This window comes from Micromonospora coerulea, assembly GCF_016598485.1.
GTDB classification, from domain to species: Bacteria; Actinomycetota; Actinomycetes; order Mycobacteriales; family Micromonosporaceae; genus Micromonospora; species Micromonospora coerulea.
The window spans coordinates 71,571-95,088 of the sequence record NZ_JAEMUW010000023.1; the positions used below are offsets into that span (position 1 = coordinate 71,571).

General features: G+C 75.1%; 16 protein-coding genes and 2 pseudogenes. 6 read left to right on the forward strand and 12 right to left on the reverse strand.

From position 1 onward, the window contains the following. The first annotated feature begins 253 nt into the window (after positions 1–253). Both I8N68_RS25635 and otsB read left to right on the forward strand, forming a co-directional pair. Positions 254–1,654 (forward strand): alpha,alpha-trehalose-phosphate synthase (UDP-forming), encoded by a 1,401-nt coding sequence (locus I8N68_RS25635; RefSeq protein ID WP_200215051.1) that lies wholly within the window; start codon positions 254–256, stop codon positions 1,652–1,654. 35 nt (positions 1,655–1,689) lie between these two features. Beyond that, complete coding sequence (otsB, locus tag I8N68_RS25640; RefSeq protein ID WP_200215068.1) at positions 1,690–4,251, forward strand: trehalose-phosphatase; 2,562 nt, start codon at positions 1,690–1,692, stop codon at positions 4,249–4,251. Between the two features lie 86 nt (positions 4,252–4,337). Here the strand turns inward: otsB and cobA are convergent, their stop codons facing one another. The 3 genes from cobA to cobC form a co-directional block, all read right to left on the reverse strand. After that, positions 4,338–5,717 (reverse strand): uroporphyrinogen-III C-methyltransferase, encoded by a 1,380-nt coding sequence (gene cobA / locus I8N68_RS25645; protein ID WP_200215052.1) that lies wholly within the window; start codon positions 5,715–5,717, stop codon positions 4,338–4,340. 76 nt (positions 5,718–5,793) lie between these two features. Continuing rightward, positions 5,794–6,888: a nicotinate-nucleotide--dimethylbenzimidazole phosphoribosyltransferase gene (gene cobT / locus I8N68_RS25650; RefSeq protein WP_200215069.1), complete on the reverse strand. Its 1,095-nt coding sequence runs from the start codon at positions 6,886–6,888 to the stop codon at positions 5,794–5,796. Beyond that, a complete protein-coding gene (gene cobC / locus I8N68_RS25655) occupies positions 6,888–8,063 on the reverse strand; it encodes an Rv2231c family histidinol phosphate aminotransferase CobC (RefSeq protein WP_200215053.1) in 1,176 nt (391 codons plus the stop codon). The genes cobT and cobC overlap by 1 nt, the downstream gene beginning before the upstream one ends. Positions 8,064–8,196: 133 nt before the next feature. Here cobC and I8N68_RS25660 point away from each other — a divergent pair, with 133 nt between their 5' ends. Next, the gene (locus I8N68_RS25660; protein WP_200215054.1) at positions 8,197–10,329 is read left to right on the forward strand and encodes a transglycosylase domain-containing protein; all 2,133 of its coding nucleotides are present in this window, start codon (positions 8,197–8,199) and stop codon (positions 10,327–10,329) included. Positions 10,330–10,493: 164 nt separating this feature from the next. Here the strand turns inward: I8N68_RS25660 and I8N68_RS25665 are convergent, their stop codons facing one another. Together I8N68_RS25665 and I8N68_RS25670 are read right to left on the reverse strand one after the other, a co-directional pair. Further along, positions 10,494–11,063: a GNAT family N-acetyltransferase gene (locus I8N68_RS25665; protein WP_200215055.1), complete on the reverse strand. Its 570-nt coding sequence runs from the start codon at positions 11,061–11,063 to the stop codon at positions 10,494–10,496. Next, entirely contained in the window at positions 11,060–12,436 is a 1,377-nt protein-coding gene (locus I8N68_RS25670) for a cobyrinic acid a,c-diamide synthase CobB (protein WP_200215056.1), read from the reverse strand. Before I8N68_RS25670 ends, I8N68_RS25665 begins: the two co-directional genes overlap by 4 nt. Positions 12,437–12,612: 176 nt before the next feature. Here I8N68_RS25670 and I8N68_RS25675 point away from each other — a divergent pair, with 176 nt between their 5' ends. After that, the gene (locus tag I8N68_RS25675; protein ID WP_307812969.1) at positions 12,613–13,437 is read left to right on the forward strand and encodes an SURF1 family cytochrome oxidase biogenesis protein; all 825 of its coding nucleotides are present in this window, start codon (positions 12,613–12,615) and stop codon (positions 13,435–13,437) included. 25 nt (positions 13,438–13,462) lie between these two features. On the opposite strand, the gene I8N68_RS25680 is transcribed toward I8N68_RS25675, so the two are convergent. From I8N68_RS25680 to I8N68_RS25695, 4 genes are all read right to left on the reverse strand, one after another. Continuing rightward, positions 13,463–15,046, reverse strand: coding sequence for an ATP-dependent DNA ligase (locus I8N68_RS25680; protein ID WP_200215057.1), 1,584 nt, complete (start codon positions 15,044–15,046; stop codon positions 13,463–13,465). 101 nt (positions 15,047–15,147) lie between these two features. Continuing rightward, on the reverse strand, positions 15,148–15,354 hold the full coding sequence (locus I8N68_RS25685) for a hypothetical protein (protein WP_200215058.1): 207 nt from the start codon (positions 15,352–15,354) through the stop codon (positions 15,148–15,150). A gap of 77 nt (positions 15,355–15,431) precedes the next feature. Next, on the reverse strand, positions 15,432–16,784 hold the full coding sequence (locus I8N68_RS25690; RefSeq protein WP_200215071.1) for a dipeptidase: 1,353 nt from the start codon (positions 16,782–16,784) through the stop codon (positions 15,432–15,434). A gap of 282 nt (positions 16,785–17,066) precedes the next feature. Further along, the gene (locus tag I8N68_RS25695; protein ID WP_372433849.1) at positions 17,067–17,750 is read right to left on the reverse strand and encodes a uridine kinase family protein; all 684 of its coding nucleotides are present in this window, start codon (positions 17,748–17,750) and stop codon (positions 17,067–17,069) included. 149 nt (positions 17,751–17,899) lie between these two features. Between I8N68_RS25695 and I8N68_RS25700 the strand changes: the two genes are divergently transcribed. Together I8N68_RS25700 and I8N68_RS25705 are read left to right on the forward strand one after the other, a co-directional pair. Beyond that, positions 17,900–19,198, forward strand: a complete 1,299-nt coding sequence (locus I8N68_RS25700) for an RNA-guided endonuclease InsQ/TnpB family protein (RefSeq protein ID WP_372433850.1) — start codon at positions 17,900–17,902, stop codon at positions 19,196–19,198. 276 nt (positions 19,199–19,474) lie between these two features. Further along, positions 19,475–19,876, forward strand: coding sequence for a rhodanese-like domain-containing protein (locus tag I8N68_RS25705; RefSeq protein WP_200215072.1), 402 nt, complete (start codon positions 19,475–19,477; stop codon positions 19,874–19,876). Here the strand turns inward: I8N68_RS25705 and I8N68_RS25710 are convergent. The 3 genes and pseudogenes from I8N68_RS25710 to I8N68_RS25720 all read right to left on the reverse strand — a co-directional run. Further along, positions 19,778–21,445: pseudogene (locus I8N68_RS25710) on the reverse strand (cobyric acid synthase); the annotation flags it as partial. The gene I8N68_RS25705 and the pseudogene I8N68_RS25710 overlap by 99 nt on opposite strands. 107 nt (positions 21,446–21,552) lie before the next feature. Further along, a pseudogene (locus tag I8N68_RS25715) lies at positions 21,553–22,530 on the reverse strand (cobalamin biosynthesis protein); the annotation flags it as partial. Between the two features lie 100 nt (positions 22,531–22,630). Continuing rightward, positions 22,631–23,401 (reverse strand): single-stranded DNA-binding protein, encoded by a 771-nt coding sequence (locus I8N68_RS25720; RefSeq protein WP_200215063.1) that lies wholly within the window; start codon positions 23,399–23,401, stop codon positions 22,631–22,633. Positions 23,402–23,518: the final 117 nt, after the last annotated feature.

A 23,518-nucleotide genomic window follows, 5' to 3' on the forward strand; every position in this document is an offset into this window, starting at 1 on the left:
AGGACTTCCGCCGACCGCCGCCGGCCGGGGGCCGGCCGCACGCACACCGTCGTCAATCCTGACAGGTACGGCCCGCTTCGCCCACATCACCCCGCCACCGGAGTACGCGGACCAGGAGTTTGTCGACAAGATCACGGGCAGGGTTCGGCGAGCGTGGGACGGGTAGGGAACTCCGGCACGGGGCTCCAGACGCCGCAGCTACGCTCAGTACGCTCATCGCGGTGGACCCGTCAGCACCCGGAGGTGGCCGATCGTGACCGTCCGTAGCTCCTTTGTCGTAGTGGCGAACCGATTGCCGGTCGACGAGGTGAGCACACCCGAGGGACGGCAGTGGCGACGCAGCCCGGGCGGGCTGGTCACCGCCCTGCATCCCGTCCTCGCCGAACAGCAGGGCACCTGGGTCGGCTGGGCCGGTGGCACCGGCGCCGCCCCCGAGCCGTTCGACCTCGAGGGGATCCGGCTGCACCCGGTGCCGCTCAGCGCCGAGGAGCTGGAGCGCTACTACGAGGGGCAGTCCAACGCGACGATCTGGCCGCTGTACCACGACGCGGTGGAGACCCCGGCCTACAAGCGCCGGTGGCGCGAGGCGTACCGGCTGGTGAACGCCCGGTTCGCGGAGGCCGCGGCGGACGTCGCGGCCGAGGGCGCGACGGTCTGGGTGCAGGACTACCAGCTCCAGCTGGTCCCGGCGATGCTGCGCGAGCTGCGGCCGGACCTGAAGATCGGGTTCTTCCTGCACATTCCGTTCCCGCCGATCGAGCTGTTCATGCAGATGCCGTTCCGGACCGAGATCCTGCGCGGGCTGCTCGGCGCCGACCTGGTCGGCTTCCAGCAGCGGCTGGCGGCGCAGAACTTCGTCCGGCTGGCCCGGCACCTGCTCGGGCTGCGCTACGAGGGGCAGATGATCCAGGTCGACGGGCGGCAGGTGAAGGCCGGTGCCTTCCCGATCTCGATCGACACCCGGGAGATGGAACGGCTGGCCGAGGACCCGGCGATCCAGGCCCGGGCCAAGCAGATCCGCGAGGAGCTGGGCAACCCGAAGACGATCATCCTGGGCGTCGACCGGCTGGACTACACCAAGGGCATCGAGCTGCGGCTGAAGGCCTTCCGCGAACTGCTGGCTGACGGAAAGTTGACAGTCCCGGACGCGGTTATGGTGCAGGTCGCCACCCCGAGCCGGGAGCGGGTGGAGCACTACCAGGCACTTCGCGTCAAGGTCGAACGCGAAGTAGGTCGGATTAATGGCGAATTCGGACGGGTCGGGGTGCCCGCGGTGCATTATCTGCATCAGTCGTACAGTCGCTCCGAACTGGCCGCGATGTACGTCGCGGCCGACGTCATGATGGTGACCCCGCTGCGAGACGGAATGAATCTGGTGGCCAAGGAGTACGTCGCATCGCGCGCCGACCAGGGCGGCGCGCTCGTGCTCAGTGAATTCGCCGGCGCCGCCACCGAGCTGCGCCAGGCCTTCCTGTGCAACCCGCACGACCCCGACGCGGTCAAGGACGCGCTGCTGCGCGCCGTGCACGTCGAGAAACCCGAGGCCCGCCGCCGGATGCGGATAATGCAGCGCCACCTGCGCACCCACGACGTGGGGCACTGGGCCAAGTCCTTCCTGACCGAACTCGGCGTGCCCGATACGGAGGCCGCGTGAACGCCCCCACACCCGCCACCCCGCACGGCGGTGTGATGGACCCCGAGCTGCGCGCCGCCATCGGCCGGATCGCCCGGGTCCCTCAGCTCCTGATCGCCTGTGACTACGACGGCACGCTGGCGCCGATCGTCGAGGACCCGAGCAAGGCGGTGCCGCTGCCCGAGTCGGTGGCGGCGGTCCGCGCCCTGGCCGCGCTGCCGCAGACCACCGTCGCGGTGGTCTCCGGTCGGGCGCTGCGCGACCTGGCCGCGCTCTCCCGACTGCCCAGCGAGGTCCACCTGGTCGGCAGCCACGGCTCCGAGTTCGACATCGGCTTCGTCGAGCGGCTCTCCCCGGAGCTGATCGCGGTGCGGACCCGGCTGCGCGACGCGCTGCGCGAGATCGCCGCGGCCCACCCCGGGGTACGCCTCGAGCGCAAGCCGGCGAGCGTCGCCGTGCACACCCGTGGGGTGGAGCCCCAGGTCGCCGCGGCGGCCATCGAGGCGGTCCGCAGCGGCCCCGCCACCTGGGACGGCGTCACCGTCACGCAGGGCAAGGAGGTCATCGAGCTGTCGGTGGTGGCCACCCACAAGGGCACCGCGGTCGACCAGCTCCGGACCCAGCTCTCGGCCAGCGCGGTGCTCTTCATCGGCGACGACGTGACCGACGAGAACGCCTTCGCCAACCTGCACGGCCCGGACGTCGGCATCAAGATCGGCCCGGGCGACACCCAGGCCGGCTGGCGGGTGGCCGAGCCGATCGAGGCGGCCCGGGCGCTGGGCCTGCTGCTGGAGACCCGCCGGCACTGGCTCTTCGGCGAGCGGGCGGTGCCGATCGAGCGGCACTCGATGCTGGCCAACGGGCGTACGGTCGCGCTGGTCACCCCGGAAGCGAAGATCACCTGGCTCTGCCACCCGAAGCCCGACTCGGCGGCCATCTTCGCCGACCTGGTCGGCGGCAGCCCGGCCGGGCACTTCACCGTCGGCCCCGAGCGGAGCGGCATCCCGCTCGGCCAGCGCTACCGCAGCGGCACCATGACCGTGGAGACCCGCTGGTCCGGCCTCACCGTCACCGACTGGCTGGACCTGCCGGCGGCCGAGACCACGCCGGACGGTCCGGCGGTCGTCACCGGCGACTCGGCCCTGGTCCGGGTGCTCAGCGGCACCGGCCGGACCCGGATCGAGTTCGCCCCGCGTCCCGAGTTCGGCCAGGTCGCCGTGCAGCTCCAGCCGCTGGACGACGGCCTGCTGGTGCTCGGCTCCAACGAGCCGGTGGCGCTCTACTCCCCCGGCGTCGAGTGGGAGGTCACCAGCGACGGGGTGACCGAGAGCGCGCGGGCTGTCGTCGACCTGCGCGCCGCCGGCGGGCAGATCGTGCTGGAGCTGCGCTTCGGCACCCACAGCCTGGAGCACCACCGGGTGCCCATCCACGAGCGCCAGGCCGCCGCCGAGCAGCCCTGGAAGGACTGGGTGGCCGGGCTGCGGCTGCCCAGCACCGCCCGGGACCTGGTCGCCCGCAGCGCCCTGACCCTGCGCGGGCTCTGCCACGAGCCCACCGGCTCCATCCTCGCCGCGGCGACCACCTCGCTCCCCGAGGAGCTGGGCGGCGTCCGGAACTGGGACTACCGCTACTGCTGGCTGCGGGACGCGGCACTGACCGCCCGCGCGCTGGTGGATCTCGGGTCGACCGAGGAGGCGGAGGCACTGCTGCGCTGGACCGACGGCGTCATCGAGCGCACCGGCGGGCACCCGGAGCGGCTACACCCGCTCTACACCGTCGACGGGTACGAACTGGGCGCCGAGGCGGTCATCGACACCCTCCCCGGATACGCCGGCTCCCGGCCGGTGCGGGTCGGCAACCTCGCCAACCACCAGCTCCAGCTCGACGTGTTCGGCCCGGTGGCCGACCTGATCGCCGCGGTGGCCGACGCCCGGGGCTCGGTCCGCGACGACGAGTGGCGGGTGCTGGAGAACATGGTGGAGGCGGTCCGCCGCCGCTGGCACGAGCCCGACCACGGCATCTGGGAGGCCCGCCTCCCCCCGCGGCATCACATCTTCTCCAAGGTCATGTGCTGGATGACCGTGGACCGGGCACTGCACGTGGTGCGCCAGCACGGCCACGAGGACCGGCCGGAGTGGGCGGAGCTGCGCGACCGGATCGGTGCCAACGTGCTGGAGTACGGCTGGCACGAGCACGCCGAGGCGTACAGCGTCGCGTACGGGCACGAGGACATGGACGCCTCCTCGCTCTGGATCGGCCTGTCCGGGCTGCTCCCCGGCGACGACCCGCGCTTCCTGTCCACCGTGCTGAAGATCGAGGCGGATCTACGCAGCGGCCCGGTCGTCTACCGGTACCACTGGGACGACGGCCTGCCCGGCCGGGAGGGCGGCTTCCACATCTGCACGGCGTGGCTGATCGAGGCGTACCTGCGCACCGGCCGGCAGACCGACGCCGAGGAACTGTTCGCCCTGATGATCGACACGGCGGGCCCGACCGGGCTGCTCCCCGAGCAGTACGACCCGCTCGCCGAGCGCGGCCTGGGCAACCACCCGCAGGCGTACAGCCACCTGGGCCTGATCCGCTGCGCCCTGCTGCTGGACAACATGCTCAAGCAGTGACCTGAGCACGGACGGCGGCCGGAGACCTCGCTCTCCGGCCGCCGCCGTCTGTCCGGCCGGCGGACCTCGTGCCGCCGGTGACGCGTTCAGACGTCGAGGGCACCGACCACGTCGCCGACCACCACGATGGCCGGGGCGCGCAGCCCCTGGGCCGCCACGTCGGCCGCCGCGTCGGCCAGGGTCGAGCGGAGGGTCCGCTGGGCGCCGGTGGTGCCCTCCTGGACGACCGCGACCGGCGTCGCCGGATCCTTGCCGTGGCCGACCAGGGTGGCGGTGATCGCCGCCAGGTTCTTCAGCCCCATCAGGATCACCAGGGTGCCGCGCAACCCGGCGAGGGCCTCCCACCGCACGAGCGAGGCCGGCGAGTCCGGCGCGACGTGCCCGGAGACCACGGTGAACTCGTGCGCCACCGCCCGGTGGGTGACCGGAACGCCGGCCACCGCGGGCACCGCGATCGCGCTGGTCACCCCGGGCACCACGGTCACCGGGACGCCGGCCTGCGCGCAGGCCAGCAGCTCCTCGCCGCCGCGCCCGAAGACGTACGGGTCGCCGCCCTTGAGCCGGACCACGAACCGCCCGGCCAGCGCCCGGTCGACCAGGATCCGGTTGATCTCCTCCTGGGCGCGGGACGGCCCGTAGGGGATCTTGGAGGCGTCGACCAGCTCGACGTCGGGGCGCAGCTCGTCGAGGAGCAGCCCGGGCACGAGCCGGTCGGCGACCACCACGTCGGCCTCGGTGAGCAACCGCCAGCCCTTCACCGTGATCAGTTCCGGATCACCCGGCCCGGCCCCCACCAGCGCCACCCGGCCGACCGGCCGCACCTCGCCCGGAAGGGGACCACCGGGGCCCGCCGGGAGCGCATCGGCCCCGCCCACGGTCGTCGCCGCGCGGCCGGTGCCGGCCGGGCCCGGGCCGGCCCCGGCGTCGGGGCGCGTCGCGTCCCCCGACGCGGGCAGCGTGGCCCCCTCCCGGGCGCCGGGGGCCGTCCCAGCGGCGGGCGAGGGCAGGCCGGTCCGGGCGGACAGCAGGTCGCGGACGGCGTCGCGGACGGTCATCGCGCGGTGCGGGTCGCCGCCGCCGAGCACGGCGACGGTGACCGGGCCGTGCCGGGTCACCGCGGGGGTCCACGCGGTGGCGGCGGCCCGGTCGTCGGCGCGTACGCAGAAGATCCGACGCTCGACGGCGGCGGCGCTGACCGCGGCGGCCGCAGCGCGGTCGTTGACGGCGGCCTGGACCAGCCACGCGCCGTCCAGGTCGGCGGGCGCGAACCGGCGCGGCTCCCAGCGCAACCGGCCCGCGTCGACGTGGGCGCGCAGCGCCGGGGTCAGCTCCGGCGCCACCAGCAGGACGTCCGCGCCGGCGTCCAGCAGCGCCGGCACCCGCCGGGTGGCCACCGCTCCCCCGCCCACCACGACCACCCGACGGCCGGCGAGCCGCAGGCCGAGCGGATACGGGTTGCCGCTCACGCCGCCGCCTCGCGCCGCCGCGCGGCGGCGCGCGGCCCCGCGCCCCCGGGTCGGATGGCTCGCTCGCTCCGCGCGTTCACTTCTCGGCCACTCCCGCCGAATCGAAGGTGGCCACCTCGTGCAGCACCCGGACCGCGCCGGTGACCACCGGCAGCGCGAGCAGCGCACCGGTCCCCTCGCCGAGGCGCAGCCCGAGGTCGATCAGCGGGTCGAGGTTGAGGTGGCGCAGCGCGGCCGTGGCGCCGGGCTCGGCGGAGCGGTGCCCGGCGACCATCGCGCCGACCGCGTCCGGGGCGAACGCGGCGGCGGCGAGGGCGGCGCTGACCGCGATCACGCCGTCCAGCAGCACCGGGACCCGGCGGGCGGCGGCGCCCAGGATCAACCCGGCCAGCGCGGCGTGCTCCAGCCCGCCGACCGCGGCCAGCACACCCAGCGGATCGGCCGGGTCGGGCGCGTGCCGGTCGAGCGCCGCCCGCACCACGTCGACCTTCCGCCGGTACGTCTCGTCGTCCACCCCGGTGCCCCGCCCGGTCACCTGCGCCGGATCGACGCCGGTGAAGGCGGCGATCAGCGCGGCGGCCGGCGTGGTGTTGCCGATGCCCATGTCCCCGGTGAGCAGGATCCCGGCGCCGGCGTCGATCAGCTCGTCGGCGATCCGGATGCCGGTCTCCACCGCCGCGCGGGCCTCGTCCCGGGTGAGCGCGGCGGTGACCGTCATGTCCCGGGTCCCCGGGCGCACGTTGGCCGCGACCAGCCGCGGCCCGGTCGGCGCAGTGGTGTCACCCGGAGCCGCGGTGGCGGCCGGGTCGACGGGGAGCGGCGTGGCCACCCCGACGTCGACCACGGTGACCGAGGCGCCGGCCTGCCGGGCGAACGCGTTCACCACCGCGCCGCCGGCCAGGAAGTTGCCGATCATCTGCGCGGTGACCTCCTGCGGCCAGGGGGTCACCCCCTGGGCGTGCACGCCGTGGTCCCCGGCGAAGATCGCCACCGCGGCCGGCTCCGGCAGCGGCGGCGGGCAGCCCCCGGCCAGGCCGGCGAGGCGTACCGAGAGGGGCTCCAGGGCGCCGAGCGAGCCGGCCGGCTTGGTCAGCCGACCGTGCAGCTCGCGGGCGGCGGCCATGGCCGACTCGTCGAGCGGCCCGATCGCCGCGACGGTGGACTCCAACATCATGCCTCCAGGATTTCCGCCAGCACGCCGATGAACGCGTCGGTCGTCGCCGGATCGCGGACCGCGATCCGCAGCCAGTCCGGGCCCAGCCCGGGGAAGGTGTCGCCGCGGCGCACCGCCCACCCGCGCTCGCGCAGCCGCTCCCGCAGCCGGTCGGCGCCGGGTCGGTGAATCAGCACGAACGCGCTGGCCGGGTGGCCCGCCATGCGTACCCCGGGCAGGCCGGACAGGCGGGCGACCAGATGGTCGCGGTCGGCGGCGAGCCGCGCGGCGATGGCGCGCTCGGCCGCGACCGCGGCCGGGCTCGCGCAGGCGGTGGCGGCGGCGAGCGCCGGGGTGGAGACCGCCCAGAGCGGCTGGGCCGCGGCGAACCGGGCCAGCAACCCGGCCTCGCCGAGCAGGTAGCCGATCCGCAGGCCGGCCAGCCCCCAGGTCTTGGTGAGGCTGCGGACCACGACCAGGCCGGGCAGGTCACGGCGGGCCGCCAGGGACTCCGGCTCGCCCTCGACGCCGGGCGCGAGCGTGGTGTCGGCGAACGCCTCGTCGACCACCAGCACCCGGCCCGGCCGGGCCAGCGCCGCCAGCGCGGCGGCGGGGTGCAGCACCGAGGTGGGGTTGGTGGGGTTGCCGATCATCACCAGGTCGGCGTCGGCGGGCACCCGGGCCGGGTCGAGGCGGAAGCCGTCGGCCGGGTCGAGCAGCACCCGCTCGACCCGGTGGCCGGCGGCTCGTAGCGCGGCCTCCGGCTCGGTGAACTGCGGGTGCACCACCACCGGCCGGCGGGCGTCCCGCAGCGCCCGGGCGATCAGCACGAACCCCTCGGCGGCGCCGGCGGTGAGCAGTACCTCCTCCGGGGGACGCCCGTGCCGGGCGGCGACGGCCGCGCGGGCCGGCGCCGGGTCGGGGTAGGCGGCCAGGTCGCCCAGGGCGGCGATCACCGGGTCGGCCAGCCAGTCGGGCATCGGGGCCCGGCGGACGTTGACGGCGAGGTCGACCAGCCCGGGGGTGGCCTCGACGTCGCCGTGGTGCCCGAGGTCGGGCTCGTGTGGGTCCGTCGCGCCGGCGACGGGGCCGGCGGCGCCGGTTGGCGGCGTCCCGGCGGGGGTCGCCCCGGCGGCCGGCGCCGGCTCGTTCCCGGCACCGGACGGCGGCGTTCCGATCAGCTGACCACGCATGTCCGCGATCCTGCCGGGAAGCCGCCGCCCGGGACAGCGGATCCCGGCGTGGGCCGCGTCACCACCCCTCGACCCCCTCGCCCGTTTATGAATTCTTCTCATTTCCGAATCGGAAATGTCATAGCTTGGCCACGTGAGCAACCGACCCCTTGCCTCCGTTGGTCGTGCCGTTCCCCTTCTTCGCGCCGGGCTGATCGCCGGCATCGTGGTCGCCGCCGTGGCGTACCCGCTGGCCGCCTTCACCGGCCTCGGAGCCAAGGCCACCGCGCACGCCGTGGAGCAGAAGACGAGCATCCTGAAGACCGCACTGCCCGCCGAGACCTCGTACCTCTACGCGCCGGACGGCAAGACCGTGCTGACGATGTTCTACGAGGAGTACCGGCAGTACACCAAGATCTCCGACATGTCCCCGAACATCCAGCAGGCGATCGTCGCCGCCGAGGACAACCGCTTCTACCAGCACCACGGCGTCGACCCGAAGGGCGTCGCCCGCGCCTTCGTGTCCAACGCCCGCTCCGGCGGCGTCTCCCAGGGCGCCTCCACGCTGACCATGCAGTTCGTCCGGATGGCCCTGCGGGACAGCGCCAGCACTCCGAAGGAGGTCCAGGAGGCCACCCAGCAGACCAGCCTGCGCAAGGTCAAGGAAATGCGGATGGCGCTGGACGTCGAGAAGGAGCTGAGCAAGGAGCAGATCCTCGAGCGCTACCTCAACTCGGCCTACTTCGGCCACCGGGCGTACGGGATCTACGCGGCGGCGGAGATCTTCTTCTCCAAGACCCCGGCCACCCTCACCCCGGTCGAGGCGGCCACCCTGGCCGGCCTGGTCAAGTCCCCCTCCGAGTACGACCCGATCACCTCGGACCAGAAGGACGCCACCGGCCGGCGCAACTACGTGCTGGACCGGATGGCCCAGCTCGGCTACCTCTCCCCGGATGCGGCGGCGACAGCGAAGTCCCAGCCGATCCAGCTGAAGCTCACCAACCCGCCCAACGACTGCGCCTCGATCGACAAGAAGTACACCACCTGGGGCTTCTACTGCGACTACCTCAAGAACTGGTGGAGCTCCCAGCCGGCGTTCGGCGCCAACCGGCTGGAACGGATGGACAAGCTGCGCCGCGGCGGCTACCGGATCGTGCTGGCGATCGACCCGAAGATCCAGGACGCGGCCGAGAAGAACGTCGGGGCCAAGGACGGCACCGGCACCCCGTTCGCCAACGGGATCGTGCTCGCCGAGCCGGGCACCGGCCGGATCAAGGCGATGGCGGTGAACCGCACCTACTCCCTGGACCTCAGCGAGAACGGGCCCAGCTCCAACCCGGAGGCCGGGCCGAAGGTCAAGGCGAACTACCCGAACACGGTCGCGCCGCTGCTCGGCGGCGGCAGCCTCCCGGGCTACCAGGCCGGATCGACGTTCAAGATGTTCCCGATGCTGGCCGCGCTCAATTCCGGCAAGACGCTGTCCACCGAGTTCAACGCCCCGTACCGGTACAGGTCGCGGGTCTACAACGACTGGCAGCCGACGAACGCCAGCGGCGCGATGACCGGTCGGCAGACCATGTGGTCCGCTTTCGGCAAGTCGGTGAACACGTACTGGGTCTGGCTGGAGGAGCAGATCGGCGCGGAGAAGGGCGTCCGCCTCGCCGAGCAGCTCGGGCTGCGCTGGCGGACCGACGTCGACCGAGAGCACGCCGCGCCGGACCGCGCGCCGCAGTGGGGCGCGTTCACCCTGGGCGTCTCCGACGCCACCCCGCTGGAGATGGCGAACGCGTACGCCGCGATCGCCGCCGACGGTCGGTACTGCGAGGCCATTCCGGTGAACATGATCCTGAACCGGGACGGGACACCGGCCATGTACCGCACGCCCGGCGGGGTGCAGCGGGAGGTCGCCAAGCCCCGCTGCCGGCAGGTGGTCAACGCGGACGCGGCCCGGGCCGCCACCGACGCCGCCCGCTGCCCGACCGGCGACACCCCGGCGCGGGGCAGCTGCGGCGGCTGGTCGACCGCCGACAGCGTGCGGGGCACGGTGGGCCGCCCGGTGGCCGGCAAGACGGGTACCACGGACAGCACCCGGTCCGCCTGGTTCGTCGGGTACACCCCGGAGCTGGCGGCGGCGAGCTTCATCGCCGACCCGGACAACCCGTTCAACGCGGTGGGTGACGGCCAGTCCCAGGTCCCGATCGGCGCGGTGGCCGAGACCCTGCGCGACGCGCTCAAGGGCCAGCCCACCCGCGAGTTCACCCCGCCGTCCGACCAGATCGTCGGCTGACGACCTGACCGCCGACCACCCACCACCACCGAACCGCCCGGGGGTGCGCCCGGGTTAGTTGATCAAGAGGTTTGCGTCCGGATCCTCGCGGTTTCCCGACGCAAACCTCTTGATCGACTGTGCCGTCCGGTGGCGTGAGGTGGGCGGGGCGCGTGGACCCGGGGTCAGCGGAGGTCGGCGGCGACGAAGGACCAGAGTTCCAGGTCGACCCGGGCGCCGCGGACGTATCCGGCGTTGCGCAGCAGGCCCTCGTAGCCGAACCCGGCCTTCTCCGCGACCCGCCGGGACGCCGTGTTCCCCGGCGCCACCCGCAGCTCGACCCGCTGGAACCCGTGCTCCAGGATCAACGCGATGGCCAGCGCGTCCACCGCCTCGGCGGCCAGCCCGTAGCCCCGGGCGTGCGGGGCGATCGCGTAGGAGACCTCGGTCAGCCGGGCACCCCAGTCGGTGCGGCGGGTCCAGAGGCAACCCACCACCCGCTGGTCCTCCCGGCGGACCACCCCGTAGTGGTCACCATCGCCACTGTCCCGGCGCTGCCGGGCCAGCTCCGTGCACCAGGCCCGCCCCTCGATCTGCCCCGCGGCGTCGGCCAGCGGCAGCCAGCGCTGGGTCTGCCGGTCCGCGAACACCTCGTCGACCGCCGCCGCGTCGGCAGCGGCGAGCTGCCGGACCTCGGTGCGCGGGGTGGAGACGGTCAGCGTCGGGAAGCGGCGCACGGCCACCTGTCCGATCACGCCGGGGCCTCCGCGGTCGCCGGCTCCACCGCCGCGGCGCCCACCAGGCGCCCGGCGATCTCCGGGTACGCCGCCCAGTGCGGGACCAACTGGGAGGCGTGCACGCCCCGCCAGACGAAGCCCTCCGGCGCGCCGCCGTCCCAGCTCCACGCCGGTCGCTCGCCCGCCCGCGGGGTGAGCACCGCGCTGTGCTGCTTGTGCCCGACCACGACGGTGCCGGCGGCGGCCACCACGCTGTCCGTCCGGGCGGTGGCCTCCCGGTAGCCGATCACCATGCCGTCCCGGCTCGCGCCGATCGCGTCGATCACCCCGCACATCGGCCGGCCGTCCAGCTCCCGGGCCAGCCAGAGCAGGCCGGTGCCCTCGGCGATCACCGGGCGCCCGGTACGGGCCAGCTCGGCGACGGCGATGCACAGCCGGCGGTTCGCCGACAGCTCGTCAGCGTACGACTCGGGGAGCCCGCCGCCGACGACCAGCGCCCGGGTGCCGGCGGGCAGCGCCTCGTCGCGCAGCGGGTCGACGGTGACCACCTCGGCGCCGGCGGCACGGAGCAGCTCGGCCGTCTCCGGGTGGCTGTAGCTGCCGCCCGGGCCGCCGGCCAGCGCGACCACCGGACGCGGCCCGGCCGGGGCGCCCGCCGCCGGCTCCGGCGACCACGGGTCGACCGGCAACGCCGGCGCCGACCGGGCCAGCGCCAGCAGCCGATCCAGGTCGACCGTCGCCGCCACCGCCTCGCCCAGCCGGCGCACCGCGCGCACCGCGTCGGCGTCGCGGGTGATCGCGGGGACCGGGCCGTGCCGGCGGGCGGGCAGCACCGGAGGCAGCTCGTGCCGGCGCAGCGCGCCGTAGACCGGGACGCCGATGTCGTCGAGCGCCTCGCGCAGCATCGCCTCGTGCCGGGGCGAGACCACCCGGTTGAGGATCACCCCACCGAGCCAGAGCTGCTCGTCGTACGCCCGGAAGCCGTGCACCAGGGCGGCCACCGACTGGCCCATCGCGGCCACGTCCACCGTCAGCACGACCGGGCTGCGCAGCGCGGCGGCGACCGCCGCCGTGGACTCCGTCTCCGGCCGGCCGGCGACCGAGTCGTACAGCCCCATGGTGCCCTGCACCACCGCGAGCCCCGCCCCGGCGGACCCGTGCGCGAAGAGCGGGGCGATCCGCTCCGGGCCGACCAGCCGGGGGTCCAGGTTGCGCCCCGGACGGCCCGCGGCCAGCCCCAGGTACGCCGCGTCGACCTGGTCCGGCCCGATCTTGAAGCCGGCCACGTCGAGCCCCCGGTCGGCCAGGGCGGCGAGCAGCCCGAGGGAGAGGGCGCTGGTGCCGTGCCCCGAGGAGGGCGCGCTCAGCAGGACGCGCGGCACGACGGTCATCATCGACTCCTCGCAGGCGACGGGACGTGCGTGGCGGGGTGGTGCGCGGCGCCGGACCGGTCGCGCGGTCCGCCCGCGTGACCATACCCGGCCGGACCGACGGGTGGCGGCCGCCGACCGGCCGGTTGGTGGCCCGCGCAGGTCAGTGGCCCGGCTCATACGGGTAGCCTCGACGCGTGTACCGGTTCCTGCTGACCCCGCGCTGGCTGGGCTACCTCGCGCTGACTCTGGTCGCCGCCGCGCTGATGGTGTTCCTCGGCAACTGGCAGCTGGATCGCTACCGGGGACGGACCGCCATCAACGAGCGGATCGACGCCGGCGCCACCATGGCGCCCGCCCCGCTGAGCGACGCGATGCCCGCCCCGACCGGTGGCCCCGGCACCGCCGGCCCGGCCCCCGCCGACGAGCTGACCTGGACCCGGGTCACCGCCACCGGCCGGTACGACGCCACGAACGTGGTCCTGGTCCGCGGCCGGACGGTCGACAACACGGTCGGCTTCGAGGTGCTCACCCCGCTGGTCCTCGACGACGGCACCGCGGTGCTGGTGGACCGGGGCTGGATCCCGCCGGCCTCCGGCGGCGGCGCCATCGCCCAGCCGCAGGTGCCGGCCGCGCCCACCGGCCCGGTGACCGTCAGCGGTCGGGTGGTGGCCAGCGAGACCGGCGGCGGCGCGGTGGACCGGCGCGACGGCAAGCTGGAGACCCGGCGGATCGGCGTCCCCCGGATCGCCCGGCAGCTCCCGTACCCGATCCACGGCGGCTATCTGCTGCTCGACGAGCAGAGCCGGGCCACCGACCCGGCCTTCAAGCCGGTGCCGATCGGGCACACCAACAACTGGCAGAACTTCGGCTACGTGGTGCAGTGGTGGCTCTTCGCCGGCATGAGCCTCGTCGGCTACGGCTGGGTGGCCCGGCGGGAGGCGCGCCGGGCGGCCGGGCTGGGCAAGCCCCGCCCGCCGGTGGACCGCGCCGCCGAACCGGCGCCCAGCGCGACGGCCTGACCGGGGCGGACCGCCGGACGCCCGGTCAGCCGGTGACCCGGCCGGCGTGGATGGCCCGGACCGCGTCGATGGTGTCGGCCTCCGCCGCGGTCTTGTCGCCCCGGTAGCGCACCACCCGGGCGAAGCGCAGCGCCATCCCACCCGGGTAGCGGCTGCTGGTCTGCACCCCGTCGAACGCGATCTCGACGACCTGCTCGGGGCGGACCCGGACCACCCAGTCGCCCTTCTCCACCGCCAGGCCGAGGAACCGCTCGGTCTGCCAGCGCAGCAGCTCGTCGGTGAGGCCCTTGAACGTCTTGCCGAGCATCACGAACTCGCCGGTCCGCGGATCCCGGGCGCCCAGGTGCAGGTTGGAGAGCCAGCCCTGGCGCCGCCCGCTCCCCCACTCCACGGCCAGCACCACCAGGTCGAGGGTGTGCCGCGGCTTGACCTTGATCCAGGCCGACCCGCGCCGGCCCGCGTCGTACGGGGCGGCCGGGTCCTTGACCACCACCCCCTCCTGACCGGCGTCGACCGCGGCGGCGAAGGCCTCGCCGGCCCGCTCCGGCCCGTCCACCTCCATCCGGCCGACCAGCAGCGTCGGGTCCACCACGCCGGCCAGCGCGGCCCACCGCTCCCGGCCCGGCAGGTCGATCAGATCGGTGCCGTCCAGGTGCAGCAGGTCGAAGAAGTACGGCGTCAACACGGTCTCGCCGGTGGTCTTGGCGGCGGCCAGCACGGCCGGGGCGACCGGGCTGCCGCCGGTGGTGCTGGGCGTGGTGCGGCGGGCGGCCCGGCTGGAGGTCTGCTGGAACGGCAGCGGGCGGCCGCTGGCGTCCAGCCCGATCGCCTCCCCGTCGAGCACCAGCTCCCGGGCCGGCAGCGCGCGCACCGCGGCGACCACCTCGGGCAGCCGGGCGGTGATCTCGTCCAGGCTGCGGGTGAAGACCGCGATGTCCTGCCCCGACCGGTGCACCTGGATGCGGATGCCGTCGAGCTTCACGTCGACCACGGCCGGGACGCCGGTCGCGGTGAGCGCCTCGTCCACGGAGGGGGCGCTCTGCGCCAGCATCGGCGCGAGCGGCCGGCCGACCTGGAGCCCGAACCCGGCCAGCGCGGCCGCGCCGCCGGAGAGCGCCGCCACCGCCACCGCCCGCAGGTCACCGGCGAGCAGCAGCGCCCGCCGTACCGCCGCCACCGGCACCTCGGCCGCCCGGGCCACCGCGTCGGCGAGCAGCCCGGCCTGGGCCCCCTGCCGCAGCTCGCCGCTGAACAGTCCGCGCAGCATCCGCTGCTCGTCCGCGGTGGCCGCGGCGAAGAGCCGGCCGAGCAGCTCCCGACGGCGGGCCTGGGAGCCGGCGCCGCGGACCGCGGCGAGCTCGTCGATGGCCGCGTCGACGCCGGCGACGGTGAGCGTCGGCTCGGCGGCCGGCGGCGGCAGGTCACGGAGGCTGGCCCAGCCCACCCCGGTCTGCCGCTGGCGCAGCTCCCCGGCGAGGTAGCCGGAGCCCGCCGGCACCTCGGCCGGGTCGAGCGCGCGGAGCGCGGCGGCGAGCAGCTCCACCTTGGCCCGCCGGCCGCTGGTGGCGCCCACCGCGGCGGAGGTGGCCGCCAGGTCGAGGAACCGCACGGACCCATCCTGCCAGCCATCCCCGACACCGCGGCGGATCACGGCCGGGCGGCGGATCCCGCGCGCCGCCCGGCCGGCCTCAGCACCGGAAAGCCCGCCCGTCAGGCGGAGACGGGCTCCTCGATCCGCAGGCCCCGGCCGCGGACCTCGTCGGCGACCCGGGAGAGCAGCGTGTCGAGCGCGACCAGCACGGCGGAGAGCTCCCCGAGCTGATCCTTGAGCGTGTCCTCGGGCCACGCGGAGACGTCGACGTCCCCCAGAGCAGTCACGGCGGCCTGGAGCCGCATCATCTCGTCGTTCGTACGCATGTTCGAAAGGCTATAACAGCCCCGCGCCCGCCACACCCCAAACTCCGACATCGGTGCCGAAGTTACGGTTCCGACGCCTAACCGCGCGTCCCGCCCGCCTCGGCGACCTTCGCCAGCAGCAGCGCCTCGGCCAGGCAGACTCGGGCGAACTCGCCCAGGTGCAGGCTCTCGTTCGGCCCGTGCGCCCGGGCGTGCGGGTCCTCCACCCCGGTCACCAGGATCGCCGCCTGCGGGAACATCTCCTGGAAGGTGGCGATGAAGGGGATCGACCCGCCCACCCCGATGTCCACCGGGTCGGTGCCGTCCCAGGCGCCCTTGAACGCCGAACGGGCCGCGTCGAACATCGGCCCGGTGGCGTCGATGACGCAGGGGTCGCCGTCGTGCTCGAATGTCACCGTCACCTGCGCGCCCCACGGCGCGTGCTCCTCCAGGTGGGCGCGGAGCGCCGCGTACGCCTTCTTCGGGTCGTCGCCCGGCGCCAGCCGCACGCTCAGCTTGGCCTTCGCGGACGGGACCAGCGCGTTCGGCGCCTCGCCGGTGGCGGGGGCGTCGATGCCGAGCACCGCGAGGGCCGGCTTGGTCCAGAGCCGGTCGGTGATCCGGCCGGTGCCGATGAACCGCACGCCCTCGGCCAGGCCGGACTCGGCGCGGATCCGGTCCTCCGGGTAGTCGACGCTGGCGCCCTCCCGGCCGACCAGTCCCGCCACGGCCACGTCCCCGGCGTCGTCGTGCAGGGTGGCCAGCAGCCGGACCAGCGCGGTCAGCCCGTCCGGCACGGCGCCGCCGAACATCCCGCTGTGCACCGCGTGCTCCAGGGTGCGGACCTCGACGAAGCAGTTGACGATGCCGCGCAGCGAGGTGGTCAGCGCCGGCACGCCGATGTCCCAGTTGCCCGAGTCGGCGATCACGATCACGTCCGAGGCGATCTCGTCGCGGTGCTCGGCGAGCAGCTGCTCCAGCGAGTCGGAGCCGTACTCCTCCTCACCCTCGATGAAGAGGACCACGCCCACCGGGAGGCGGTCGCCGAACGCGCGCAGCGCGGCCACGTGCGCCATGATGCCGGCCTTGTCGTCGGCGGCACCGCGGCCGTAGAGACGGCCGTCCCGCTCGACCGGCTCGAACGGGTCGGACTCCCACAGCGCCCGGTCGCCGACCGGCTGGACGTCGTGGTGGGCGTAGAGCAGCACGGTGGGCGCGCCGGGCGGGGCGGGCTTCCTGCCGATCACGGCCGGCTGGCCGCCGGAGCGCACGATCTTGACGTCGAGGTCGCAGCCCCGCAGCAGCTCGGCCACCGCCTCGGCGGAACGCTCCACGTGCGAGTGGTCGAAGCCCTCGAAGGCGATGCCCGGGATGCGGACGAGACGTTCGAGGTCGGCACGGACTCCGGGCAGTTCACGCTCGACGGCGGCCCGCACCTCGGACTCGGACATGATCGGTGTGGTCATGACCGGCATCGTATGCCGACCTTACCGACGCCTTCGAGCCCGTCCGCCTGGCGGCTGGCCCTCGTCCGCCGGCTCCCGTTCGCCCGTTCCCGGCTGCCGGCGGCCCCGGTGCCGGCGACCCGGTGCCGGCACCGGTGCCCGCCGTCCAGTGCCGGCGACCCAATGCCGGCCGCGTCCGGTGCCGCTGCCTGGTGCCGGCGAGTTTCGGGAAGTGCTGCGCAGGGGCGTGCCAGCGTCCGGGATCCAGCGGCGGAGGCGCGAAGGCGGTCAGGGCCGGCGGACGTAGTAGCGGGTGGCGTCGTGCGGGAGGGTCGGCGCGCCATCGACCACCAGGTCGGCTGCCGTCTCGGTGCGGTCGGCGGCGAAGTGCGCGCGTTCCCCGGCGTGCCAGCGACGCAGCTCGGGCAGGATCTCCAGCCCGTCCCGGGTGAGCGCGCGGGACAGTCGCAGCGGCTCCGGGGCGGTGACGAAGACCGACAGGGTCAGCTCGGGGCGGATCGCCGCCCGCGCCGCGCTCACCCCCTCGACCAGCAGCACCGGCGAGACCGGCACCGGCACCTCCCGCGGCAGGAACGACCGTCGCACCCAGCTGTACCGCCGGTACGCCCCGGGCCGCCCGGCCCGCAGCGGCCCGAGCACCCACTCCTCCAGCCGCGACCAGAAGGTGAGCTGGTCGTCCCAGCCGTTGAGCAGGTCGTCCGTGCGTACCACCGGTGGTCGCCCGCCGCCGGGCAGCGCGGCGAGAGCGTCCGCGAGCCGCGTCGCGAAGACGCTCTTTCCCGCGCCGCTCGGCCCGTCGACGGCCACCAGCCGGGTACGCCCCAACCGCGCCGGCCCGGCGAGCACCCGCCGGGCCAGCTCGGCGTACGCCTCGACCACCGCCACCGTCACCCGCCCGACGCTAGCGCTCTGACCACAAACGTTGGCCGGGTTGGCCGGTGGTTGGGGAATTGTCGTAGGGCTGGTGTTGGCTTCGGTTCGTGCCTCGCCGTCGGGATCCCGCCTTGCCGCGGGTCGTGCATCGCACGGCCCGGGTTGCTGTGCGGGTGACGGCAGGGCAGCGGCGGCGGTGTTTCGGGCTGCTGCGGTCGGCCGGTGATGTGTGGGCGTGTGTGTTGGAGGTCAACGGGTGGCGGCGCCGCCGCCGGGACGCGCCTCTGGTCGGCTATCAGCAGTTGTGTCGGGAGCTGTCCGCGTCGGGGCCGGGCACGTTCGCCGAACTGGACACCACGGGTGCCCGGTCGGTGTTGCGCCGGTTCTCCGATGCGTGGTTCGCGGCGGCGAAACGCCGCAAGGCGGGTGACGCGTCGGCGCGGTTCCCGCGTCGCCGGCGGGGGTTGGTGCCGGTGCGCTGGTATCACGGCACGTTCACCCTCGACGGCCGCCGGGTGCGGATCCCCACCGCGAGAGGCGGGGCGCCGTTGTGGGTGCGCCTGGCGCGGGAGGTGCCGTATCCGGCCGAACAAGTCCGGTCGATCACCCTGCTGTGTGAGGGCGGCCGCCTGTTCCTCGACGTGACCGCCGAGGTGCCGGTGGCGGTCTACCCGCCGGGTGAGGGACCGGATCCGGCCCGGGTGGCCGGGGTGGATCTCGGGATCATCCACCCCTACGCCGTGGCCGGCCCCGCCGGGGAAGGACTGCTGGTGTCGGGGCGGGCGATCCGCGCCGAACATCGCATGCACCTCGCTGACACGAAAGCCCGCCGCCGTGCCGTGGCCCGTCGGGCGCCGAAGCCGGGCCAGAAGGGGTCCCGGCGGTGGCGCAAGTACCGGCGTCGGGCACGCCTGGTGGAAGGCCGGCACCGGCGGCGGGTTCGCCAGGCCCAGCACGAGGCCGCCCGCTTGGTCGTGTCGTGGGCGGTGGGTCAGCGGGTCGGTGTGCTGCACGTCGGTGATCCCCGCGGGGTGTTGGAGATTCCTGCTGGGCGGCGGCACAACCTGCGGTTGCGGCAGTGGCAGATCGGCCGGCTCCTGCAGGTCCTCACCGACAAGGCCACCCTCGCCGGCATCACCGTCCGCCTGGTCGATGAGCGGGGCACGTCGTCCATCTGCCCTGCCTGCGGAAGGCGGGTGCCGAAGCCTCGTGGGCGGACCTTGTCCTGCCCGCACTGCGCGTTCTCCGGGCACCGTGACCTGGTCGCGGCCGCCAGCATCGCCACCCGTGTTCCGGGCGGCGGATCCACCACCCCGACAGCCGTCGTGCTGCCGGAGGTGGTCGAGCACCGTCGAGCCGGCCGGCACCTACCCGGTGCCGGGCGGTCTCAACGTGACCCCCGCCGCCCACCCCGGGCGGCGCGAGGATCAGTTGGCCCGCGCAGGCCCGCCCCACCAACCGGTGGGGAGTCGCTCGCCCAACGGGCGAGGATCCACAACACCCACCGCAAACCCGGTGAACGTTAGTGGACACCGCACTAGCGCCCACCACCGATCCTCCGATGGCCACCCGGGCCGCTCAATTCCCCACCCGACTCGCGCGGCTCCAGGCCCGCGCCGCGCCCCGGCCCCGCGCCACCGCGCGGCTCGCCCTGGTCACCCGCCGTCGGCGTCCGTCCCCGGCGCCCGCCTCCCCGGTGTGGCCCTCGGTCCCCCGTCCGCTGGATCCTGCGGGGCGGCGGGGCCGTTCGCCCAGCGGAGCGGGAACGCCGCCGGCATGATCGGGGAGTGCTCCATGACGTGATGAGTCCGGGCGTCGACGCCCTCCTGGAACAGGCCCGGGCCGGGCTCCGCCGGCTGACCCCGCACGGAACCGTCGAGGCGGTCCGCGCCGGGGCGCTGCTGGTCGACACGCGTACCGAGGCGCAGCGACGCGAGCAGGGAGAGCTGCCCGGCGCGGTCGTGATCGAGCGGACCGTGCTGGAGTGGCGGCTCGACCCGGCGAGCGCCTGGCGGATCCCCGAGGCCACCGGGTACGACCGGCAGATCGTGGTGGTCTGCCGCGAGGGCTTCAGCTCGAGTCTGGCCGCGGCGGGTCTGCAGGCACTCGGGCTGCGCCGGGCCACCGACATGATCGGCGGCGTGCAGGCCTGGCGGGAGGCGGGCCTGCCGCTCTCCGACCGCCCCGCCGACGTCCGCTACTGACGGCCGGGCAAGCCCGCCGGCGGGCGGTCAGGTGGGCGGGGCGCCGGGCGGGATGAAGGGCAGGCCGCCGGGCGGGCCGGACTCGATCAGCTGCCAGAGCGCGGCCGTGTCCAGGTGCTCCTCGACGAGGTCCCCGAGCAGGTCCAGGCTCCGCTCGCGGGCGGCGGCGAACGCGGTGTCCGGGGCGACCCGGAAGCCGGTCCGGCGGGCGAGCCGGGCCACCTCGGTGAGGAACCGGCGGCGGAACCCGTCCGACTCGAACGCCCCGTGCCAGTGGGTGCCGTGCACCGCGCCGAGCAGCGCCCCCTCGCCGGTGCCGTCGGCGTACCGGAGGAGCGGGGGCAGCGCCGGGTCGGCGGCGGAGACGTACCCGTGGTGGATCTCGTAGCCGCGGACCGGGACGTCGCCCGCGGCGCTGCCGGTGGCCTGGCGGACGGTCTTGTGTGGGTCGAAGGTGACCTCGATGGGCAGCAGTCCGAGCCCGGGGACGCTGCCCTGCCCGCTCTCCACCGGGTCGTGGATGGCCCGGGCGAGCATCTGGAAGCCACCGCAGATGCCGAGCAGCGGCCGGCCGGCGGCGGCGTGCGCCAGCACGGCGTCGGCCAGGCCGGTCTCGCGCAGCCAGGCCAGGTCGGCCACGGTCGACTTGGAGCCGGGGAGCACGATCAGGTCGGCGGCGGCCAGCTCGGCGGGCTCGACGGTCAGCCGGACCCGGACGCCGGGCTCGGTGGCGAGCGCCTCGACGTCCGTGGCGTTGCTGATCCGGGGCAGCCGGACCACGGCCACGTCGAGCCAGTCGGTGCCGTGCGGGGCGGCCGGTCGACCGAGCACCCGGCCGTAGGCGAGCGAGTCCTCGGCGTCCAGCCACAGGTCCAGCTCCCAGGGGAGCACCCCGTACGTCGGCCGGCCGGTGACCTGGCGCAGCATGTCCAGCCCGGGCTGGAGCAGGCCGAGGTCGCCCCGGAACTTGTTGATCACGAAGCCGGCGATCAGCGCCTGGTCGGCGGGGTCGAGCAGGGCGACCGTGCCGAACATCGAGGCGAAGACGCCGCCCCGGTCGATGTCGCCGACGACGATGGTGGGCAGCCCGGCGTGCCGGGCCAGCCCCATGTTCACGTAGTCACCCGCCCGTAGGTTGATCTCGGCGGGGCTGCCGGCGCCCTCGCAGATCACCACGTCGTACGCGGCCCGCAGCTCGGCCAGCGCGGCGAACGCGGTGCCGGCGAGCCGGGGGCGCAGCTTCCGGTAGTTGCCGGCGGTGACCGTGTCCACGGCCTCGCCGAGCAGCACCACCTGGCTGGCGTGGTCGCTGCCGGGCTTGAGCAGCACCGGGTTGAACCGCAGGTCCGGCGCGAGTCCGCAGGCGGCCGCCTGCATGGCCTGCGCCCGGCCGATCTCGCCGCCGCGCCCGTCCGGCCCGACCACGACCGCCGAGTTGTTGGACATGTTCTGCGCCTTGAACGGCGCGACCTTGACGCCCCGCCGGTGCAGCCAGCGGCAGATGCCAGCGGTGAGCACGCTTTTGCCGGCGTCCGAGGTGGTCCCGGCGACCAGCAGGCCGCCGCTCACCGCCCGCTCCTCCGCGCCGCCCCGGCCCGGGGCAGAGTCGTCGGAGCGTCGTGACCGGCGCGCGAGGCCACCCCGATCCGCGCGGCCGGTGGCGCGGCGAGCGCGTTTCGCACGCCGCGCAGGGCGGACCGCCCCACCACACCGACCAGCCGCCCGGCGGTCAGCGGATACAGCGCCGCGATCCCGAGCGCGGCGAGCCCCACCGCGCCGGAGATCCGGGCGGCCCGCGCGAGGTGCCGCGCCTCGGGACGCGGGCCGTCGCCGAGGAACGGTCGCACCTCGGAGCGACCGAAGTAGACGTTGCGCCCGCCCAATCGAACGCCGAGCGCGCCGGCCATCGCCGCCTCGCACTGGCCGGCGTTCGGGCTCGGGTGATCGTTGCGGTCCCGACGCCAGACCCGCCAGGCACGCTCGCGATCGCCGTGCGCGGTCGGCGCGACGGCGATGGTGAGCAGCCCGGTCAGCCGGGCGGGTACCAGGTTGAGCAGATCGTCAAGGCGGGCGGCCGGGGTGCCGAACCGGGCGTAGCGGGGCGAGCGGTGCCCCACCATGGCGTCCAGCGTGTTCGCCGCGCGGTAGCCGAGCAGGCCTGGCAGCCCGGCGACGGCACCCCAGACCAGCGGCGCGACGACCGCGTCGGAGGTGTTCTCGGCGACCGACTCGACGGTGGCCCGGGCCAGTTCCGACTCGTCCAGCGCGGACGGGTCCCGACCGCACAGGTGCCCGAGCCGCTGGCGGGCCGCGGGCAGGTCACCCCGGCCCAGCGCCCGGCCCATCACCCGCGACTCGTGCCGCAGGGTCCGGCCGCCGAGGACGGTCCAGGTGCCGGCGGCCACCAGCGCGGCCCGCGCCACCGGGTGCCGCCGAGTGGCCAGCGCGGCGACGGCGCCGAGCAGCACCGGAGCGCCCACGGCGAGCGTGGTGAACGCCGCCCCGGCCGTCCGGTCCGGCCGGTAGAGCCGCTGCTCCAGCGCACCGGCCGCCCGGCCGAAGCCGGCCACCGGATGCCAGCGGCGGGGATCGCCGAGGAGCGAGTCCAGGGCGTAACCCGCCACCAGTCCCGCCGCGTTCGCCGTCGCGGTCACCTGCCGCACCCGTCACCACCTCCGGCCGGCCAGCCTAGTCGTACGGCGGGGTGACCACCGTCGCGTCGCCACCCCGCTCCCCCGTGCACGACCCGAACGCTCAGGCGGGCACCGGTGCGCGCCCCCGGCCCCGCCGGCCCCGGCCGGTCGGGGTGACGCCGGTTGCGCTCTCCTCCACCAGCGGGTCCAGCTCGTCGGGGGACCCGGTGTCACCGCTCCCGGCGGCCGGCTCGCCGCCCTCCCCGTCGTCCTCGCCACCGCCGTCGACCCGGTCGTCGAAGGGGTCGGGCATCTCACCGAACTCGTCGCCCGATGGGCCGTCCGGGTCGAGGCCGGGCACCTGGTGCCCGGCACGCGGGGCGGCGAACTCGGGCGGTGCGAACTCGTCGTCGAGCGGCCGGTCGTCGAGCGAGACGGGCGCCTGGCCCGACGGCACCGGCTCGGTGTCCTCGCCGTGCACCCGCCGCTCCGCCTCCGCGTCCTCGACGGTGCTGGTCGTCGCGCTGGGCCGGTTGCGCAGGAATCGGCCCCGGCCGCGGGACAGGTCGTGCCCCACCGCGACGGCCTCCAACTCGTAGAGGGTGCGGAGGTTGCCGGCGTCGTCGGTCCAGTCGCGGGTGTAGAGGCGGCCGACGACGACCACCGGGTCGCCCACCATCACCGAGGCGGCCACCCCCTCGGCCAGCTTCCGCCAGCAGTTGACCCGCACGCGCAGGCTGTTTCCGTCTACCCAGCGGCCGCTGTCCCGGTCGAGCCGACGGGCGGTGGAGGCGACCTTGAAGTTGGCCACCAGGGTGTTGCTCTGGGTGGTGCGGCGCCACTCGGGCGCGGTCAGCACGTTGCCGACGACGGTGACGTACGTATCGAACATCGTCCCTCCAGGGGAGATTCGGGCTTGCCGTGACGAGTCGACTCGACGTCGAGCCTCGGCCACCGGACCGGCCGCGGGCGCCCCCGGCGGGCGGGCCTGTGGACGACGCGAGGGGCT

What these genes read in the sequence shown, in the direction of transcription:
- cobT (WP_200215069.1), bottom strand. Translation starts at nt 6,888, where the DNA reads ATGTTGGAGTCCACCGTCGCGGCGATCGGGCCGCTCGACGAGTCGGCC.
- otsB (WP_200215068.1), top strand. Translation starts at nt 1,690, where the DNA reads ATGGACCCCGAGCTGCGCGCCGCCATCGGCCGGATCGCCCGGGTCCCT.
- I8N68_RS25685 (WP_200215058.1), bottom strand. Translation starts at nt 15,354, where the DNA reads ATGCGTACGAACGACGAGATGATGCGGCTCCAGGCCGCCGTGACTGCT.
- I8N68_RS25720 (WP_200215063.1), bottom strand. Translation starts at nt 23,401, where the DNA reads ATGTTCGATACGTACGTCACCGTCGTCGGCAACGTGCTGACCGCGCCC.
- cobC (WP_200215053.1), bottom strand. Translation starts at nt 8,063, where the DNA reads ATGCGTGGTCAGCTGATCGGAACGCCGCCGTCCGGTGCCGGGAACGAG.
- I8N68_RS25670 (WP_200215056.1), bottom strand. Translation starts at nt 12,436, where the DNA reads ATGACCGTCGTGCCGCGCGTCCTGCTGAGCGCGCCCTCCTCGGGGCAC.
- I8N68_RS25705 (WP_200215072.1), top strand. Translation starts at nt 19,475, where the DNA reads ATGAGTCCGGGCGTCGACGCCCTCCTGGAACAGGCCCGGGCCGGGCTC.
- I8N68_RS25690 (WP_200215071.1), bottom strand. Translation starts at nt 16,784, where the DNA reads ATGTCCGAGTCCGAGGTGCGGGCCGCCGTCGAGCGTGAACTGCCCGGA.